At 45.4% G+C, this 17342-nt stretch carries 21 protein-coding genes; 20 read left to right on the forward strand and 1 reads right to left on the reverse strand.

Features of this window, described 5'->3' with window-relative positions; genetic code table 11:
• Positions 1-289 precede the first annotated feature (289 nt).
• The 13 genes from E2491_RS09900 to spoIID all read left to right on the forward strand — a co-directional run bounded on the left by E2491_RS09900 (position 290) and on the right by spoIID (position 11195).
• Positions 290-508: an AtpZ/AtpI family protein gene (locus E2491_RS09900; protein WP_134375478.1), complete on the forward strand. Its 219-nt coding sequence runs from the start codon at positions 290-292 to the stop codon at positions 506-508.
• A 4-nt stretch (positions 509-512) separates the two neighbouring features.
• The gene (locus tag E2491_RS09905) at positions 513-899 is read left to right on the forward strand and encodes an ATP synthase subunit I (protein WP_134375479.1); all 387 of its coding nucleotides are present in this window, start codon (positions 513-515) and stop codon (positions 897-899) included.
• Positions 900-904: 5 nt separating this feature from the next.
• Positions 905-1615, forward strand: a complete 711-nt coding sequence (atpB, locus tag E2491_RS09910; RefSeq protein WP_134375481.1) for a F0F1 ATP synthase subunit A — start codon at positions 905-907, stop codon at positions 1613-1615.
• 87 nt (positions 1616-1702) lie between these two features.
• Entirely contained in the window at positions 1703-1915 is a 213-nt protein-coding gene (atpE, locus tag E2491_RS09915; RefSeq protein ID WP_134375595.1) for a F0F1 ATP synthase subunit C, read from the forward strand.
• 161 nt (positions 1916-2076) lie between these two features.
• A complete protein-coding gene (atpF, locus tag E2491_RS09920; RefSeq protein WP_134375483.1) occupies positions 2077-2595 on the forward strand; it encodes a F0F1 ATP synthase subunit B in 519 nt (172 codons plus the stop codon).
• Positions 2592-3128 (forward strand): F0F1 ATP synthase subunit delta, encoded by a 537-nt coding sequence (locus E2491_RS09925; protein ID WP_134375485.1) that lies wholly within the window; start codon positions 2592-2594, stop codon positions 3126-3128. The genes atpF and E2491_RS09925 overlap by 4 nt, the downstream gene beginning before the upstream one ends.
• A 26-nt stretch (positions 3129-3154) precedes the next feature.
• Entirely contained in the window at positions 3155-4663 is a 1509-nt protein-coding gene (atpA, locus tag E2491_RS09930; RefSeq protein WP_134375487.1) for a F0F1 ATP synthase subunit alpha, read from the forward strand.
• Between the two features lie 65 nt (positions 4664-4728).
• Positions 4729-5589, forward strand: coding sequence for a F0F1 ATP synthase subunit gamma (locus E2491_RS09935; RefSeq protein ID WP_134375489.1), 861 nt, complete (start codon positions 4729-4731; stop codon positions 5587-5589).
• Between the two features lie 206 nt (positions 5590-5795).
• Entirely contained in the window at positions 5796-7202 is a 1407-nt protein-coding gene (atpD, locus tag E2491_RS09940) for a F0F1 ATP synthase subunit beta (protein ID WP_134375491.1), read from the forward strand.
• A 22-nt stretch (positions 7203-7224) separates the two neighbouring features.
• Positions 7225-7629 (forward strand): F0F1 ATP synthase subunit epsilon, encoded by a 405-nt coding sequence (locus tag E2491_RS09945; RefSeq protein WP_134375493.1) that lies wholly within the window; start codon positions 7225-7227, stop codon positions 7627-7629.
• Between the two features lie 382 nt (positions 7630-8011).
• Positions 8012-8242 carry a DUF1146 family protein gene (locus E2491_RS09950; protein ID WP_134375494.1) on the forward strand — a complete coding sequence of 77 codons (231 nt, stop codon included), beginning with the start codon at positions 8012-8014 and terminating at the stop codon, positions 8240-8242.
• 411 nt (positions 8243-8653) lie between these two features.
• The gene (gene murA, locus E2491_RS09955) at positions 8654-9952 is read left to right on the forward strand and encodes a UDP-N-acetylglucosamine 1-carboxyvinyltransferase (protein WP_134375495.1); all 1299 of its coding nucleotides are present in this window, start codon (positions 8654-8656) and stop codon (positions 9950-9952) included.
• Between the two features lie 220 nt (positions 9953-10172).
• Positions 10173-11195 carry a stage II sporulation protein D gene (gene spoIID, locus E2491_RS09960; RefSeq protein WP_134375496.1) on the forward strand — a complete coding sequence of 341 codons (1023 nt, stop codon included), beginning with the start codon at positions 10173-10175 and terminating at the stop codon, positions 11193-11195.
• Positions 11196-11433: 238 nt separating this feature from the next.
• Here the strand turns inward: spoIID and E2491_RS09965 are convergent, their stop codons facing one another.
• Positions 11434-11895, reverse strand: coding sequence for a VanZ family protein (locus E2491_RS09965; protein ID WP_134375497.1), 462 nt, complete (start codon positions 11893-11895; stop codon positions 11434-11436).
• Positions 11896-12027: 132 nt separating this feature from the next.
• On the opposite strand from E2491_RS09965, the gene spoIIQ reads away from it, so the two are divergent.
• The 7 genes from spoIIQ to fabZ all read left to right on the forward strand — a co-directional run bounded on the left by spoIIQ (position 12028) and on the right by fabZ (position 17031).
• Positions 12028-12705 (forward strand): stage II sporulation protein SpoIIQ, encoded by a 678-nt coding sequence (spoIIQ, locus tag E2491_RS09970; RefSeq protein WP_134375498.1) that lies wholly within the window; start codon positions 12028-12030, stop codon positions 12703-12705.
• Between the two features lie 60 nt (positions 12706-12765).
• Positions 12766-13020, forward strand: coding sequence for a sporulation transcriptional regulator SpoIIID (spoIIID, locus tag E2491_RS09975; RefSeq protein WP_134375499.1), 255 nt, complete (start codon positions 12766-12768; stop codon positions 13018-13020).
• A gap of 249 nt (positions 13021-13269) precedes the next feature.
• Positions 13270-14265 carry a rod shape-determining protein gene (gene mreB / locus E2491_RS09980; RefSeq protein WP_134375500.1) on the forward strand — a complete coding sequence of 332 codons (996 nt, stop codon included), beginning with the start codon at positions 13270-13272 and terminating at the stop codon, positions 14263-14265.
• A gap of 369 nt (positions 14266-14634) precedes the next feature.
• Entirely contained in the window at positions 14635-15474 is an 840-nt protein-coding gene (locus E2491_RS09985) for a flagellar hook-basal body protein (protein WP_134375501.1), read from the forward strand.
• Between the two features lie 12 nt (positions 15475-15486).
• Positions 15487-16326, forward strand: coding sequence for a flagellar hook-basal body protein (locus tag E2491_RS09990; RefSeq protein WP_134375502.1), 840 nt, complete (start codon positions 15487-15489; stop codon positions 16324-16326).
• Positions 16327-16339: 13 nt separating this feature from the next.
• Positions 16340-16594 carry a DNA-directed RNA polymerase subunit beta gene (locus tag E2491_RS09995; protein ID WP_134375503.1) on the forward strand — a complete coding sequence of 85 codons (255 nt, stop codon included), beginning with the start codon at positions 16340-16342 and terminating at the stop codon, positions 16592-16594.
• 14 nt (positions 16595-16608) lie between these two features.
• Positions 16609-17031 (forward strand): 3-hydroxyacyl-ACP dehydratase FabZ, encoded by a 423-nt coding sequence (gene fabZ / locus E2491_RS10000; RefSeq protein WP_134375504.1) that lies wholly within the window; start codon positions 16609-16611, stop codon positions 17029-17031.
• The last annotated feature ends 311 nt before the right edge of the window (positions 17032-17342 follow it).

Raw genomic sequence — 17342 nt, forward strand, 5'->3', positions numbered from 1 at the left:
CAGATCGGATCCCGCGTCACCCTTCCGTCCCGATGTCATAAAACCTCCACCCAACTCAAGCATCCTGCTTATCAAAACACACCTGAAATCTTCGTTTTGTCAAAAATGTGAACGCTAAAGGGAGCATATGTGATCTTGTGAACTTTTTGTCGAGATCGCGTTGACATAGATTGGTGCCTATTGTATGCTTTTAAAGGGTATAATGATAAGGTTTTCATAGACTTATCAAAGGCTTCAAAACCTTGATATACCAACCCCAATTCCATTCTCAGAATGTGAGGATGCGCTTATGCGTCAGTCACGACGTCCGTTCCATGCGATGGCTTTGTATTCAGCCATTCTGTCACAATTAACTGGTTCCATTCTCGTCGGCATTTTCGGCGGAAGGTGGCTTGATCGCCAATGGAATTCAGAACCGCTGTTTTTGATCATCGGTCTTCTCCTGGGATTAGCTGCAGGAATTTACGCGATGCTTCGCACAGTGAATCATTTCGACTCAGGAGAGTAGAAGAATGCCTGACATTAGAAAGCACTTCTTGCGATACACCAGGTACATATTATACTTGTTATCGATTTTTGTCCTTTGCTGGGGATTTACACCCTTCCCGGATGTTTTTCTCGGTCTGATACTGGGAACTTCTTTCAGCCTTTTTAATCTATGGCTGATGAAGAACAGAATGGAAAGGTTCGACCGCGCATTGGATGAGGGAAAGAAAGTGCGTTCGCTTGGAACTTTGTCCCGTATGGCTTCAGCAGGAGCTGCAGTGCTGATTGCGCTGGAATTTCCGGAACTCATTCATTTGATTTCCACTGTAATTGGATTAATGATGGTTTACATCGTCATTATGATAGATTATTTTTGGCAACAACTCTTACATAAGAAGCGGGAAGAGAGGTGAAATAAATGAATCATGAAGCGCCATTAGCAGAATTTTTGGGGCTGACCTTTAATCTCTCCAATGTCCTGATGGTAACCGTTGCAAGTGTCATCGTATTCCTGATTGCTGTTCTGTCAACGCGTACACTCGCAATGAAGCCGACAGGCATGCAGAACTTTATGGAATGGATTATGGATTTTGTGCGGAATATCATCAAGAGTAACATGGACTGGAAAACGGGTGGAAGCTTTCACATCCTGGGGATTACTTTGATTATGTATGTTGCGATTTCGAACTTTTTAGGATTACCTTTTGCGATTACATATGATCATTATCTCTGGTGGAAGTCGCCGACAGCCGATCCAATCATCACGATGACTCTTGCTGTCATGGTAATTGCGCTTACGCACTACTATGGAATTCGCATGAAAGGCTTCAGCGAATACGGAAAAGACTTTTTCCGTCCAATGGGTTTCTTATTCCCGCTGAAGATTATTGAAGAGTTTGCAAACACGTTAACACTCGGTTTGCGTCTTTACGGTAACATCTACGCAGGTGAGATCCTTCTCGGACTCCTTGCAGGAAGTCTGGCAACAGGCTTATGGGGTACCCTGGCAGCAGCATTGCCAACCCTTGCATGGCTTGGTTTCTCTGTCTTTATCGGTGGAATCCAGGCATTCATTTTCGTAATGTTAACGATGGTTTACATGGCGCACAAAGTGAGTCACGACCATTAATATATTTACCTGTTCAGTCACTGAACAAACTTTTATTACAAAAATTATTACCCACAACAAGGAGGATATATCCAAATGACAGGTTCAATTGGTCTTTTAGCAGCAGCACTAGCAGTAGGATTGGCAGCACTTGGTGCCGGTATCGGTAACGGTTTAATCGTATCTAAAACAGTAGAAGGTATCGCACGTCAGCCAGAAGCACGTGGTATGCTTCAAACTACAATGTTCATCGGGGTAGCACTAGTTGAGGCCGTTCCGATCATCGCGGTAGTAATCGCGTTCATCGTACAAGGTCAATAATCTACATCGATCAAATGGCGAAGATCACTCTCAGAGAACCTTCGCCATTTTTTAAGACAAAATGCGAATAGCTTGTCTTTTGTATTTTAAAACAGAACTAAATGACTCATATAATAGAAGGTTTTCGGACTTGATCGACTTCTGAAGGGAGTGAAACGAGCGTGTTCACACTTGATGCATTTGTACTTGGAGCCAGTGGCTTCAGTGAAGGAGACATCCTATTCCAATTAGTGATGTTCCTTATCCTTATGGCATTACTTAAGAAATTTGCATGGGGCCCGTTAATGGGAATCATGAAACAGCGTGAAGACCACATCGCTGGTGAGATCGAAGCGGCTGAACGCAGTCGTGCAGAAGCGAAAGAGCAGCTTGAAGAGCAGCGCAAGCTTTTAAAAGAAGCTCGTCAGGATGCACAGGAGCTTATCGAAAACGCCCGCAGACAAGGTGAAGCGCAGCGTGAAGAAATCATTACAGCAGCGCGTGCTGAGTCTGAGCGTATGAAGGAAGCAACTCTTCGCGAAATCGAAACAGAGAAAGATCAGGCAGTTGCCGCACTTCGCGAGCAGGTTGCAACGCTTTCTGTGTTGGTAGCATCTAAAGAAATTGAGAAAGAATTGACTCTTGAAGAACAGCAGAAGCTGATCAACGAGACAATTGAAAAGGCAGGGGATCTGCGATGAGCAAATCAACTGTCGCTTCACGCTATGCCCAGGCGCTTTTCGAGCTTGCGGTTCAGCACCAGCAGGTAGACCGGATTGAAGAAGAGCTTCGCACAGTTCGTCAGGTTTTCTCAGAAAATCCTGAGCTGTCACAGATCCTTCAGTCTCCTAAATGGTCTAAAGATCAAAAGAAGCAGTTGATTTCAACATCCTTTAACGGAGCTTCTGAACACGTTCTTCACACATTATTCATCCTGATCGACCGCCGCCGCATCAATGAAGCAGCAGCTGTCGCAGATGCATACATTGAAAGAGCGTTAAATTCCCGCGGAACAGCGGTTGCACACGTATCATCAGCAACAAAACTCTCAGATGCAGACAAACAGGCTTTATCGGCAGCATTTGCTTATAAAGTCGGAAAACAGCATCTTGAAATTCATAATCACGTAGACAGCTCACTTTTAGGCGGCGTACGTATTCGCATTGGAAACCGTATTTTTGACGGAACACTGCGCAATAAGCTGAATCGCCTTGAACGTGAACTGAAACGATAAGATCCACGAAATGAGGGGTGACATTCATGAGCATCAAAGCTGAAGAGATCAGTGCGCTGATTAAGCAGCAGATTGAAAATTATCAATCGGATATCGAAGTAACGGAGGTTGGTACGGTTATCGAAATCGGTGACGGTATCGCACGTGCTCATGGCCTTGATAACGTTATGGCTGGAGAGCTTGTTGAGTTCTCTAACGGCGTTATGGGTATGGCGCAAAACCTGGAAGAAAACAACGTCGGTATCATTATTCTTGGACCATACCGCGACATTAAAGAAGGCGACGAAGTTCGCCGTACAGGCCGTATCATGGAAGTTCCAGTTGGAGAAGAACTGATTGGCCGCGTAGTAAACCCACTTGGACAGCCTGTTGACGGTCTTGGACCAATCAATACATCTAAAGCACGTCCAATCGAAAGCCCGGCACCTGGCGTAATGGCACGTAAGTCAGTACACGAGCCACTACAGACAGGAATCAAGGCGATTGATGCACTTGTACCAATCGGCCGTGGTCAGCGTGAGTTAATCATCGGTGACCGTCAGACGGGTAAAACATCTGTTGCGATCGATACAATCCTGAACCAGAAGGACCAGGATATGATCTGTATCTATGTAGCAATCGGACAAAAAGAATCAACGGTACGTGGAACAGTTGAAACACTTCGTAAACACGGAGCTCTTGACTACTCAATCGTTGTAACGGCATCTGCATCACAGCCGGCACCACTATTATTCCTTGCACCTTATGCAGGAGTAACAATGGGTGAAGAATTCATGGTAAACGGCAAGCACGTGCTTGTTGTATATGATGATCTTTCTAAGCAGGCAGCAGCATATCGTGAGCTTTCACTTCTTCTTCGCCGTCCTCCAGGTCGTGAAGCATATCCTGGTGACGTATTCTATCTGCACAGCCGTCTACTTGAGCGTGCAGCGAAGCTGAATGAAACACTTGGAGCAGGTTCAATCACTGCCCTTCCATTCGTTGAAACACAGGCTGGAGACATCTCTGCCTACATTCCAACGAACGTAATCTCAATCACTGACGGACAGATCTTCCTTCAGTCTGATCTATTCTTCTCGGGTGTACGTCCAGCGATCAACGCCGGTCTTTCTGTATCCCGTGTAGGTGGATCAGCACAGATCAAAGCGATGAAGAAGGTATCTGGTACACTTCGTCTTGACCTTGCAGCATACCGTGAACTTGAGGCATTTGCCCAGTTCGGTTCTGACCTTGATAAAGCAACACAGGCGAAGCTTAACCGTGGTGCCCGCACAGTAGAAGTACTGAAGCAGGACCTGAACAAGCCGCTAAAAGTAGAAAAGCAGGTTATGATCCTTTATGCATTAACAAAAGGACATCTTGATGACATTCCGGTTGAGGATGTTCGCCGTTTTGAAGGTGAATTCCTGAGCTGGCTGGATTCAAACCACACAGAACTGCTGGACCACATCCGCACTACGCAAGGTCTGCCGGAAGACAGCGCAATGGAAGCTGCAATCAACGGATTCAAAAAGACATTTGCTAAAAGCGAGTAAGGTTGATTCTCTGGAGCAAGTCTCCAGAGAACCGGCAATTCAACATTAAAGGGTGGTGAGAACCAGTGGCATCGTTACGCGATATTAAAAACAGAATCACGTCGACGAAAAAGACAAGTCAGATCACAAAAGCAATGGAAATGGTATCTGCCTCCAAGCTTGCACGTGCCGAGTCAAATGCCAAGTCATTTAACCCGTACATGGACAAGATCCAGGAAGTAGTAGCCTCCATCGCAGTAGGCGCAAAAGACGCAACGCATCCAATGCTTGTATCACGCCCGGTGAAAAAGACTGCTTATCTCGTCATCACTTCTGACAGAGGACTGGCCGGAGCTTATAACTCCAACGTGATCCGTTCAGCAATGAATGCGATCAACAGCCGTCACTCAAGCAAGGATGAGTACGTTATTCTTGCAGTTGGACGTGTAGGACGTGACTTCTTTGCGAAAAAAGGCATGAATATCATCGATAGCATCATTGGATTACCCGACCAGCCAACTTTTGCTGACATTAAAGAAATCACAGGAAAAGCGGTTGGTATGTACGCAGATGAAGCGTTTGACGAGCTTTACATGTACTACAACCACTTTGTGAGTGCGATTTCACAGGAGGTAACAGAAAAGAAGGTTCTTCCTCTTACAGATGTAGCGAATGTATCCAATAAGCTGACATCTTATGAATTTGAGCCATCTGCTGATGCCATCCTTGAAGTGCTTTTACCACAGTATGCAGAAAGCCTGATCTATGGCGCTCTGCTTGATGGAAAAGCAAGTGAGCACGCAGCACGTATGACAGCAATGAAGAGTGCAACGGATAATGCCAAAGAGCTTATCGATTCATTATCATTATCATATAACCGTGCCCGCCAGGCAGCGATCACTCAAGAAATTACAGAGATCGTTGGTGGGGCGGCAGCGTTAGAATAAAAGATAAAACATAAGCGACCGTTAAGCGGTGTACACACTGGACTGAAGCGTCGGAGATAAAGGAAACACGACGAACGTAAGTGAGGCGATGTTGACTTATCGGACAGAGCTGAGGGAAGTGTGCTAACCGCTGGGAGCTGGAGTTAGAATAACGAACAAAGCGGGCTTCCCGCCCGCTTTTTAACAGCAAGCTAGGAGGGAAAAGAATGAATAAAGGACGCGTTTTACAGGTTATGGGTCCAGTTGTTGACATTAAGTTTGACGATGGCCAGCTGCCTGATATTTATAACGCTCTAACGGTACCAACCAGCGTTGAAGGTGAAGTACTGACGTTAGAAGTAGCGCTTCACCTTGGTGATGACGCTGTTCGTACCATTGCCATGTCCTCCACTGACGGTATTAAGCGTGGAGCTGAAGTAACAGACCTTGGTTCACCGATCACTGTTCCAGTTGGTGATGCAACACTAGGACGCGTATTTAACGTGCTTGGAGAAGCAATTGACCTTGCAGGAGATGTTGATGCAAGTGTGCAGCGTGACCCGATTCACCGTCTCGCACCAACTTTCGACCAGCTTTCTACTGATACTGAAATTCTTGAAACGGGAATCAAAGTAGTTGACCTGCTTGCTCCTTACATCAAGGGTGGTAAGATCGGTCTCTTCGGAGGAGCCGGTGTAGGTAAAACAGTACTAATCCAGGAACTGATCAACAACATCGCACAGGAGCACGGCGGTATCTCGGTATTCGCAGGTGTTGGTGAGCGTACTCGTGAAGGAAATGACCTTTTCCACGAGATGACAGATTCAGGCGTTATTAAGAAAACAGCGATGGTATTCGGTCAGATGAACGAGCCGCCGGGTGCGCGTATGCGTGTTGCCCTGTCAGGTCTGACAATGGCTGAATTCTTCCGTGATGAACAGGGTCAGGACGTACTTCTGTTTATCGATAACATCTTCCGTTTCACGCAGGCAGGTTCTGAGGTATCAGCCCTTCTTGGACGTATGCCATCTGCCGTAGGTTACCAGCCTACTCTTGCAACTGAAATGGGTCAGCTTCAGGAGCGTATCACATCAACAAACGTTGGTTCTGTAACGTCAATCCAGGCGATTTATGTACCTGCCGATGACTACACGGATCCGGCTCCGGCGACAACATTCGCCCACCTTGATGCGACAACAAACCTTGAGCGTAAGCTTTCAGAAATGGGTATCTACCCTGCCGTAGATCCACTTGCTTCGACTTCACGCGCACTGTCGCCTGAAATCGTTGGAGAGGAACACTACAATGTAGCACGTGAAGTTCAGCAGACGCTTCAGCGTTACAAAGAACTTCAGGATATCATTGCAATCCTTGGTATGGATGAGCTTCAGGAAGAAGATAAAATGATTGTAGGCCGTGCGCGCCGCATTCAGTTCTTCCTTTCCCAGAACTTCCACGTAGCAGAACAGTTTACCGGTCAAAAGGGTTCTTATGTTCCTGTTAAAGAAACAATTGCAGGATTTAAGTCAATTCTTGAAGGTAAATACGACCATCTTCCGGAAGATGCGTTCCGTCTTGTAGGACGTATCGAAGAAGTAATCGAAGCTGCGAAGAACATGGGCGTAGAGGTATAATTAGGGACCAGGAGGGGAAAAAATGAAGACCGTTAACGTCAATATCGTCACTCCCGATGGCCCTGTGTACGAGTCCGCTGTAGAAATGGTCAGTACAAAAGCTCAAAGCGGGGAGCTCGGCATTCTGCCAGGGCACATCCCGATGGTTGCTCCTCTTGAAATCGGTGCGGTCCGCCTGAAAAAAGAAGGACGCACAGAGTTAGTAGCGGTAACGGGTGGATTTTTAGAAGTCCGTCCGGATAAGGTAACGATTCTCGCACAGGCTGCAGAGCCTTCAGCAGAAATCGACATCGACCGTGCAAAGGAAGCCAAACAGCGGGCTGAGCGCCTTCTGCAGGCCAAGCAGGACAACGTTGACTTCAAACGCGCAGAACTTGCACTTCGTCGTGCAATGAACCGCATTGATGTATACGAAAACAAAATGTAATCATGATAGACCGGCTGTCTGATCCGGATTGGCAATTGCCCGCCGGATCAGACAGCTTTTTTATGTTAAAGATTTCAATGATCTTTTCAGCGATAAGCGCCGTTAACATAAAAAGAATCAATAGAATTTAATGAATAGTCACTAAATGATTGAAAGTTTAACAAGGATCTAAGTTTACTTCTGATAAATCCCGGGAATGAAGTACATTGTTGCTTCTCAGACTTTCGAGGGGATTTGCGCCAAGGCAATCATAGAGAATAAGTCACCTGATGGAATGACTTAAGGGCTGTTTTGCAAAAAATATCGAAAGACGGTCAAATTCTCACCAATTTCTAAGAAACCTTTGATAAACTTAATACGTCTAAATGAAAGGAGTTTAACAATGGCTGTATTTGGTCAGCAGGCACTTATCAGTATGATGATTCACCTTGTTTTTATTGCTTTAACATTCTGGTCCATGCAGGCATTGCGTTTTGAAAAAGCAATAAGCCCGAATCGCGTTTTACAGGCGAGAGTTCTTTTTATTCTCGTAAGTATAGCGATTGGTTCAACTGTCGCAAATTTCTTCCTGTCCTATACAACCTGGTCGCAACAACTTCCATATTTGTGGTAGTTTCAAGGATATAATTAAAAAATCCTTTTAAGGATGTTATTATGCAGATTCTAGTGGTTTAAAATTACCCATGGGTGGAATACTCAACCATACGCATAATATGACACGGTTGTAACATGGAACGTTTTCTATACAAGAGAATGCCAGACTGAAATCTGATCGGCTGCTGCCGATAAAAAAGTGTAAAAGATTGATTGTTTTGGATGAAAAATGACGAATTATGACTTTTTTCTCTTGTATTTAAGCGTTTCAAACTGATATGATGAGTAATGTTTTAGTTTTTTGAAATGTTAACTTGTATTTTTGAGATGATCGATAACTTAGTCTATTGGGCGATTGGAGCAATCACTTCAGTCACTAACGTTGAATATGAATAATAATAGAAGAACGAAGACGCGGAGGGGAACTCACTTGGAAAAAATCATCGTACGCGGCGGTCACGCGCTGCAGGGATCAGTCAAGGTTGAAGGAGCAAAAAATGCAGTCCTTCCTATTTTAGCTGCTGCATTGCTTGCAGGAAAAGGAAAGAGTACTTTACTTGAAGTACCGGCATTATCTGATGTAGGTACCATCAATCAGGTATTAACGCATTTGAACGCCAAAGTTGACTACACAAAGGAAGAAAATAAGCTGATTGTAGATGCGAGCAGCGAGCTGGCGATCGAAGCGCCATTCGAATATGTACGTAAGATGCGTGCATCCGTTCAGGTAATGGGACCGCTTCTGGCACGTAACGGTCATGCAAGAGTAGCGCTTCCTGGCGGCTGTGCTATCGGCTCACGTCCGATTGATCTTCACCTGAAAGGCTTTGAAGCAATGGGTGCAGAGGTAACAGTTGGAAACGGTTTTATTGAGGCGAAAGCTGACGGCAAGCTGAAAGGCGCAAAAATCTATCTTGATTTCCCGAGTGTAGGTGCAACTGAAAACATTATGGCTGCTGCAACACTTGCAGAAGGAACAACGATCATTGAAAACTGTGCAAAAGAGCCTGAAATCGTTGATATGGCAAACTACATGAACAAAATGGGTGCCAAAATCAAGGGAGCTGGAACAGACACCATTCGTATCGAAGGTGTTGAAGAGCTTCACGGTGCTGAGCATACAATCATTCCAGACCGTATCGAAGCAGGAACATTTATGATTGCAGCCGCGATCACAAACGGTAATGTCCTGATCGAAAATGCGGTACCTGAGCACCTGACTTCAGTTACGGCAAAGCTAAAGGAAATGGGCGTTACAGTCATTGAAGAAGGTGAAGGACTTCGTGTTATTGGAAACGATGAACTGAAATCAGTTGACATCAAAACAATGCCACATCCGGGCTTCCCGACAGATATGCAGTCACAAATGATGGCGCTTATGCTTATGGCGAAAGGAACAGGCGTGATCACTGAAACCGTTTTTGAAAACCGTTTTATGCACGTGGAGGAATTCCGCCGCATGAATGCCAACGTGAAAATTGAAGGGCGCTCTGTTATCATGAATGGGCCAAGCAACCTTCAAGGAGCAGAAGTAGCAGCAACGGATCTTCGTGCCGGAGCAGCACTGATCCTGGCAGGACTTGTATCAGAAGGCTACACACAGGTAACAGAACTAAAACACCTTGACCGCGGATATGTAAACTTCCACGGAAAACTCGTTGCACTGGGTGCAGACGTTGAACGTATTAAAGAAGAAACAGAAGCAAAAGAAGAAGCAGTACGCGTATAATTCCGAACTCATCCTTCTTATCTTATACATCATGAATTCTATTTCTTAATTATACGTTTATAAGCAGTATACACACGTTTCGACGTGGGTATACTGCTTTTTTATTTTATATGGGGAACTGCTTATCGGAGACCGCTTATACAAAAAGATCTTATCATACTTCTAATCGATCCATTAAGGACATACGCTTCAACAATGTCCCAATTCAGGAGGAGCGACGATGAACCAGACGACACGACTTATTCTTTTCAGCATTCTCTACTTTTTTGTGATCCTGCTGATACCTGCATTCATTGTAAATAAAGAAAATCTTGTGAAAAGTGAGCCAATCGCTCAAAAGACAGTAGTAACGCCAGAGATTCAGGAGCAGGAGACGCCTGAAGATCAGGAACTGATGATCGCAGTTTTACGTGATGCGGATCAGACAGTGGAATCCATCGACCTTGAGAGCTATGTTGCCGGAGTAGTGGCAAGTGAGATGCCTGCCTCCTTTGAGATTGAAGCGCTAAAAGCTCAGGCACTTGCCGCGAGAACCTATGTAACCAGAATATTGGCCGAAGGTGCACCTGAGCTTCCTGGTGGTGCTGAAATAACCGATACGACCACTCATCAGGTCTACAAAAATAAAGAAGAACTCAAAGCCATATGGAAAGATGATTTCGATTGGAAAATGAAAAAAATAGAAGAAGCCGTTCAGGAAACAAAAGGAGAGATCATTACTTATGGAGGAGAACCCATAACCGCCTCCTTTTTTTCAACAAGCAATGGATGGACTGAAAATGCGGGAGACTACTGGAATGAAGATATACCTTATTTAAAATCAGTTGAAAGTAAATGGGACCGGGAAGTAGCACCAGGCTATGAGGAGCGGGTAACAATCAGTCTCGGGGAATTTCAGCAGAAGCTGGGGATTACGCTGGCTAAAGGTGAAGCCGGGAATATTATCGAACGGACTCCCGGGAATCGGGTAAAAACAATCGAAATAGGCGGAAAAACATTTTCAGGCAGGGAGATTCGGGAAGCTTTGAATTTGCGGTCATCCGACTTTAACTGGCTCATGCAGGGAGACCAGGTTGTGATAGAAACAAGAGGTTACGGTCACGGAGTCGGAATGAGCCAATACGGCGCGAACGGAATGGCACTTGAAGGCAAAAAGTATACGGAAATTGTGGCCCATTATTTCAAAGACATCACGATCTCCCCAATTGAGCAGGCAGTCCCATCTCTCGTAGCACATAGATAAATAAGTTCGTGAGGCTGTTCCGTGAATTTGTGAGTTTAGCGGTAAAGGTTGTGAGTTCAGCGACTACTTTTGTGAGTTGAGTCCGAACTTTCGTGAGCTCACACCCTTACTTTGTAAGTTCAGTGTCAAAAGCCTCGCATGATTGATACTTAGTAGCGCGGCCGCAGTAAGCCCCCAAAGCATAACCGACCAAAAAATGCCCTCTTTTGAACAGCTCAACCTCTAAAAAAAGCGCTGATCACCACTGATCAGGGCTTTCTTTTTTTCTATAGCCGAACCATTCCTCTATCCGCACGAAAACAGACCTCAGCCAATTCGAGCGTTTTGAAAAATAAAAACGCTGGACGATCATGTATACAAGCAGCACACCAATCAGATCCTTGACGGCATCAATAACAGTCGCTGAACGGTAGGGCACAAATGCCTGATGGATTTCATCAATAAATCCATAAAAAGCTGCAAATACAGCAGCCAGGGCATGTGTGGCTGAGGTCAGGCGTCCATGAACAAGCAATGCTGCGATAAATAAAAGGTGGAGAATCCCGAATTCAACCAGATGAAGAGATTCTTTTAAAAAGCGGTCTACCGTGCCGTTTGATAATTCAACAACGGCATTGTGGGGGAGACTCGATAAGATCCATATCAATATCATATAAAGAAAGGGGAGTGCAGTAACAGTGATCTTAAGCCATTTTTTCATAGAGTGAAAAGGTCCTTTCCAGATTGATCCTACCGGGATTGTAACACGCCTGAAAGCACGTTGAAGAAATAATTTGTGACAATGTATAGAATTTCCTCTAACCGTTCAGAATGATTGCTGAGGTGATGAAAAATGATCAAGGGAGACAAATCACAATCTACCCTAAAAACAAAGTTCAAACGCTTTACGCAAAAACGCTGGGCAGTTCCGGCGCTGTATCTTGGATGCGGGGCACTCGTTCTGACTACCGTGTTCGTGCTTCAGGATCGTAATGAAGAAGTAGCAGTTAATCCTCAGCAGCAAGTTTCATATGAGGAGAATGGACAGGACGTTACGTTTGGTCCGGATGAGGCTGTGGAAGTAAACAGCCAGGTTGAAAAGATGGCGCTGCCTGTTGAAGACCCTTCAGCGGTAACGGTTCACCGTGCTTTCTATGACCAGGAAGCATCGGCTGAAGAACAGCAAAATGCACTCGTTGTGGTCAATCAGACTTATTATCCTAATCTTGGTGTGGATCTGGTTCAAAGCGGTGAGTCCTTTAACGTAACAGCTGCGATGAGCGGAACAGTTACACTGGTACAGGAGGATCCGTTTATCGGAAATGCCGTGGAAATTGAGCATGAAGATGGTCTCGTAACGCGCTATCAGGCGGTACAGGATATTGCTGTAGCAAGTGGAGACAAGGTCATGCAGGGTCAGGTTATCGCAACATCAGGTGTGAGTGAATTAAATCCGGATGCCGGTACACACGTACATTTCGAAGTGTATAAAGATGATGTAGCAGTCGATCCGATTTCTTTTTCAGAGTAAGCATAATGACGCCTCCTGCCGGCATATAATGCACAAACGGACCTACAGGAGGCCGGCATCGTGCATGATTACATCAGGGAAAGAACGATCTCAGCTGGCAGACACATAGTTGAGACAGGTGAAACGGTACGCGCCACTGCCAAAACCTTTGGTGTATCTAAAAGCACAGTTCATAAAGATCTTACCGAGCGGCTGCCGGAGCTTCAACCGGCACTTGCAGACGAAGTAAAACATATACTTAATTACCATAAGTCCATACGCCATTTAAGGGGTGGCCTTGCCACTAAAAAGAAGTATGAAGACCAAAAGCAGTAGTTCAGCATGGATAAGAGGTCATGAATCAAACGTTTGTTTGGTTCATGACCTCTTGTTTTTGTTGTGGTAAGATATACTTATTGGACTATGCTTACTTTTAAACAATGTGCATTTTGACCCGATATAAATGACGTATGCCAAAATGACTGATGCAGAATCCATACAGATCATTTTTCTCTGACATTTTCGTTTGATCAGAGTGTATGAATAAGAAAAGAACGAGTGAGAAGAAGGGAGTCAACCAAGAAGATGTTTGCAAAAGATATAGGAATTGACTTAGGAACAGCCAACCTGCTGATCCACGTAAAAGGTAAAGGGATCGTCCTGAATGAACCATCTGTTGTAGCCATTGATAAAACAACCAACCGCGTGCTTGCAGTAGGAGAAGAAGCACGTAACATGGTAGGACGTACACCTGGTAACATCGTCGCAATCCGTCCATTGAAAGACGGAGTTATCGCAGATTTTGACGTCACAGAGGCGATGCTCAAACACTTCATTAATAAGCTGAATGTAAAAGGATTTTTATCAAAACCACGTATTCTGATCTGCTGTCCGACCAACATCACAAGCGTTGAGCAAAAAGCGATTCGTGAAGCGGCTGAAAAAAGCGGTGGTAAACGCGTATTCCTTGAGGAAGAACCAAAAGTGGCGGCGATCGGTGCCGGCATGGATATTTTCCAGCCAAGCGGCAACATGGTCGTGGATATCGGTGGAGGAACGACGGACGTGGCGGTTCTTTCAATGGGTGATATCGTCACATCTTCATCCATCAAAATGGCAGGAGACCAGTTTGATTCTGATATTTTAAACTATGTCAAAAAAGAATACAAACTGTTAATCGGTGAGCGCACAGCTGAAGCAATTAAAATCAACATCGCAACCGTTTTCCCTGATTCACGCAATGAAGAAATGGAAATTCGCGGACGCGATATGGTAAGCGGTCTTCCAAGAACGATTACAATCCGTTCATCTGAAGTGGAAAGAGCACTTCGGGAATCTGTAGCTGTTATTGTGCAGGCAGCCAAAAACGTACTTGAACAGACCCCGCCGGAGCTTTCTGCTGACATCATTGACCGCGGCGTGATCCTGACAGGCGGAGGCGCGCTGCTGCACGGAATCGATCACCTGCTTGCAGAAGAACTGAAAGTACCGGTCTTCGTAGCAGAAAATCCGATGGACTGCGTCGCAATCGGAACAGGTATCATGCTTGAGAATATTGATAAAATTGCAGTTAGAAAATAATTATTGACTTGAACTTTTTTATACAATCGAAATAGATATTCTTAAAGTTTTTTTGGCAAAATTCTCACTTTGTAACTTGATACAATCAGGCTGACTGTAGCAGAAGGGGTACGACTCCTGTCTTCCCAGAGTTCAACTGATTTTTCCTGTGCTTATACAAAGAGACTTTTCATTAAACTATAATGCTTTAGACAGTTATGATCAGTGCCGGACAAATGCGAGTCTCCTGCGGGAAGGTGGCTCGCCACCCGCCCGGGAAAGCGAGTATTTGTCCGGCACGGTTAAAAGCATTTTACAAAAACTCATGGCACAACTGTCGAAAATTGCTATAATAAAAAGATACACAATACATAACGAGGTGAAACAAACATGTTCAGAGGGTTCTACACCGTTGCAACAGGCATGATTGCCCAGCAAAGAAAAACTGAAATGCTGACCAACAATATGTCCAACGTCAATACACCTGGCTTCAAGGCGGATCAGTCTGCCATGCGCGCTTTTCCAGATATGCTGCTCTCAAGTCTTGGAAAAACAGAAATTCCGACTCAAAACGGCCTTACCTTACCGAATTCGCCCGTAGTCGGCGGCTTGAACACAGGTGTATACATGCAGGAAGCGATTCCTCTTTTTACACAGGGAGACATCCGGGAAACAGGGCTGAGAACAGATGCAGCCATTTTGCAGGGAGACATGCCTGTCAATGAAGAAACAGGTTTTCCGGGAGCAGTGTTTTTCCCTCTCGAACATGAAGATGGTGTCATCCGCTATACGAGAAACGGGAATTTTGCGCTCGATGCGGACGGCTTTTTAACAACACCAGCGGGGCATTACGTTCTGGATGAAAATGGGGAGCGAATTGAACTGACAAGCGATCAGTTTGAAATCACTCCTGAAGGACAGATCATTCAGGATGGCGCACCTGTTGCCAGAATCGGTATGACGTATTCTGATGACCCGCGCTCCCTTGTCAAAGAAGGAGACGAGCTGTATCGTGCCCCTGAGGGTGTCCTGCTTCCAAATGCTTATGCGGCGGCAGATGTGAACTTCACTGTCGTGCAGGGCTCACTTGAACGGTCAAACGTGGATAGTGCAAGAACAATGACAGACTTAATGACAGCTTACCGCTCATTTGAAGCCAATCAGAAAATACTGCAGGCTTATGACCGAAGCATGGAAAAGACGGTTAATGAAGTCGGGCGTCTTAACTAAGGGGGATAACAAATGATCCGCAACATGGTGACCGCTACCAATACAATGAATCAGCTGCAAAAACAGCTTGATATGATTGCAAATAACCTTGCGAACACTGCTACAAACGGTTATAAACAGACTACAGCAAACTTTACTTCTTTATTACATCAGGAAATTCAGCACACACGTGAAACGGGTGCACCCCGTATGACACCTGATGGATTGCGACTTGGGAACGGAGCAAAAATCGCACAATCCCAGCTCGTAACCACACAGGGAGCGCTGCAACGGACAGAGCGGATGATCGATTTTGCTTTTACGCGTGAAAATCAGTATTTTAAAGTGCTCGTTCAATCAGCAGACGGCGCACAGGAGCAGAACTTTACACGGGACGGAGCATTTTACTTTACCCCAATGAACGATGATGAAGTCATGCTCGTTGATGGGCAGGGAAATGCTGTCCTTGATCAGAATGACCAGCAGATTATTGTCGATGGTCCGGTAAATGAGGTACAGTTAAATGATGACGGCACACTCGTCTTTACGAATGGAGGAGGCGCACAGCAGGAAATTCAGCTTGGCGTTGTGACCATTGAGCGTCCTCAACTGATGGATCGCGTCTCAAGCGTGTATCTCGGCATTCCGGGAAATCTGGCTGAGCTTGGAGTGACAGAAGCTGAACTCCTCACTCAAATGGAGGGTGCTCTTCGTCAGGAAATCGGACTGGAACAGGGAGCCCTGGAAACGTCAAACGTAGATATGGGGAGAGCCGCTACAGAACTAATTGAAGTTCAGCGTAATTATCAATTTCATTCAAGAGCGATCTCGATCTCAGATCAGATGTCAGGTCTTGTGAACGGAATGCGTTAAAGGAGTAAGGAATATGTCTGAAACCCGCAGTGAAAAAAAGAGTAAACCAACGGAAGAGATAAAAGAGTCCCGTGTCCCGAGGTGGGTCCAGGTTCGACTGTTTCCCATTTTAATAAGAATTGTTCTGATTGTTGCCTTAGCTGCCGGAAGCCTGGTCGTAGGGCTGATGGTAGGGTACGGTGTAATAGGAGACGGAAGCCCCACAGATGCTCTGAAGAAAGAGACGTGGACACATATTATTGATCTTGTGACACAGGATACAGAATAGCAGGAGGTTTTTTGATGTTAGACATTCAGCAGATTAAAGAAATTATTCCTCACCGTTACCCATTTTTATTAATTGATAAAATGGTGGAAATCGAAGAAGGAAAACGCGCTGTTGCCATTAAAAACGTAACAGCAAACGAAGAATTTTTTAACGGACATTTCCCTGACTATCCGGTAATGCCAGGCGTACTGATCGTTGAGGCACTCGCACAGACAGGCGCAGTCGCCATGCTGAAACAGGAAGAATACCGCGGTAAACTCGCCTTCTTCACCGGAATCGACAAATGCCGCTTTAAGCGCCAGGTCAAACCGGGTGACCAGCTTCGTCTTGAAGTCGAAATCATCCGCATCAAAGGTCCGCTCGGAAAAGGAAAAGCAACCGCAACCGTAGACGGCGAAATCGCCTGCGAAACAGAAATCATGTTCGCGATTCAATAATTTAATTTATACGCGATATAGTTCATATACAATTCGAGGACGGGATTCAACCAAAGACTCCTGCGGCAGGGAAACGACAGGTGAGCCAGCATAATGCGAAGCATAAGCTGGCTCACCGCGCGACCCTAGAAAAGCGTAGGCGACTCGCTCAGCCCCGACAAGCATAAGGCGAAGATGAAAAGAGGGCTGACCTTTGCCCTCGTTCATCTTTGACTTATGACCTCGAGGGGCTAGTCGCCGCAGCTAGACAAGGAAAGCGTAGGATGCCTCCTGCCCGGCTGCTAAAAAATATCTAACCCATACATAATCCC

The sequence above is a fragment of the Jeotgalibacillus sp. R-1-5s-1 genome (assembly GCF_004405105.1).
Classification (GTDB): domain Bacteria; phylum Bacillota; class Bacilli; order Bacillales; family Jeotgalibacillaceae; genus Jeotgalibacillus.

Coding starts and splice junctions, on each gene's coding strand:
- E2491_RS09950 (WP_134375494.1), top strand. CDS start 8,012: ATGGCTGTATTTGGTCAGCAGGCACTTATCAGTATGATGATTCACCTT.
- E2491_RS09900 (WP_134375478.1), top strand. CDS start 290: ATGCGTCAGTCACGACGTCCGTTCCATGCGATGGCTTTGTATTCAGCC.
- E2491_RS09985 (WP_134375501.1), top strand. CDS start 14,635: ATGTTCAGAGGGTTCTACACCGTTGCAACAGGCATGATTGCCCAGCAA.
- E2491_RS09945 (WP_134375493.1), top strand. CDS start 7,225: ATGAAGACCGTTAACGTCAATATCGTCACTCCCGATGGCCCTGTGTAC.
- E2491_RS09905 (WP_134375479.1), top strand. CDS start 513: ATGCCTGACATTAGAAAGCACTTCTTGCGATACACCAGGTACATATTA.
- E2491_RS09925 (WP_134375485.1), top strand. CDS start 2,592: ATGAGCAAATCAACTGTCGCTTCACGCTATGCCCAGGCGCTTTTCGAG.
- E2491_RS09990 (WP_134375502.1), top strand. CDS start 15,487: ATGATCCGCAACATGGTGACCGCTACCAATACAATGAATCAGCTGCAA.
- mreB (WP_134375500.1), top strand. CDS start 13,270: ATGTTTGCAAAAGATATAGGAATTGACTTAGGAACAGCCAACCTGCTG.
- E2491_RS09965 (WP_134375497.1), bottom strand. CDS start 11,895: ATGAAAAAATGGCTTAAGATCACTGTTACTGCACTCCCCTTTCTTTAT.
- atpB (WP_134375481.1), top strand. CDS start 905: ATGAATCATGAAGCGCCATTAGCAGAATTTTTGGGGCTGACCTTTAAT.
- E2491_RS09995 (WP_134375503.1), top strand. CDS start 16,340: ATGTCTGAAACCCGCAGTGAAAAAAAGAGTAAACCAACGGAAGAGATA.
- spoIID (WP_134375496.1), top strand. CDS start 10,173: ATGAACCAGACGACACGACTTATTCTTTTCAGCATTCTCTACTTTTTT.
- atpA (WP_134375487.1), top strand. CDS start 3,155: ATGAGCATCAAAGCTGAAGAGATCAGTGCGCTGATTAAGCAGCAGATT.
- atpD (WP_134375491.1), top strand. CDS start 5,796: ATGAATAAAGGACGCGTTTTACAGGTTATGGGTCCAGTTGTTGACATT.
- fabZ (WP_134375504.1), top strand. CDS start 16,609: ATGTTAGACATTCAGCAGATTAAAGAAATTATTCCTCACCGTTACCCA.
- spoIIQ (WP_134375498.1), top strand. CDS start 12,028: ATGATCAAGGGAGACAAATCACAATCTACCCTAAAAACAAAGTTCAAA.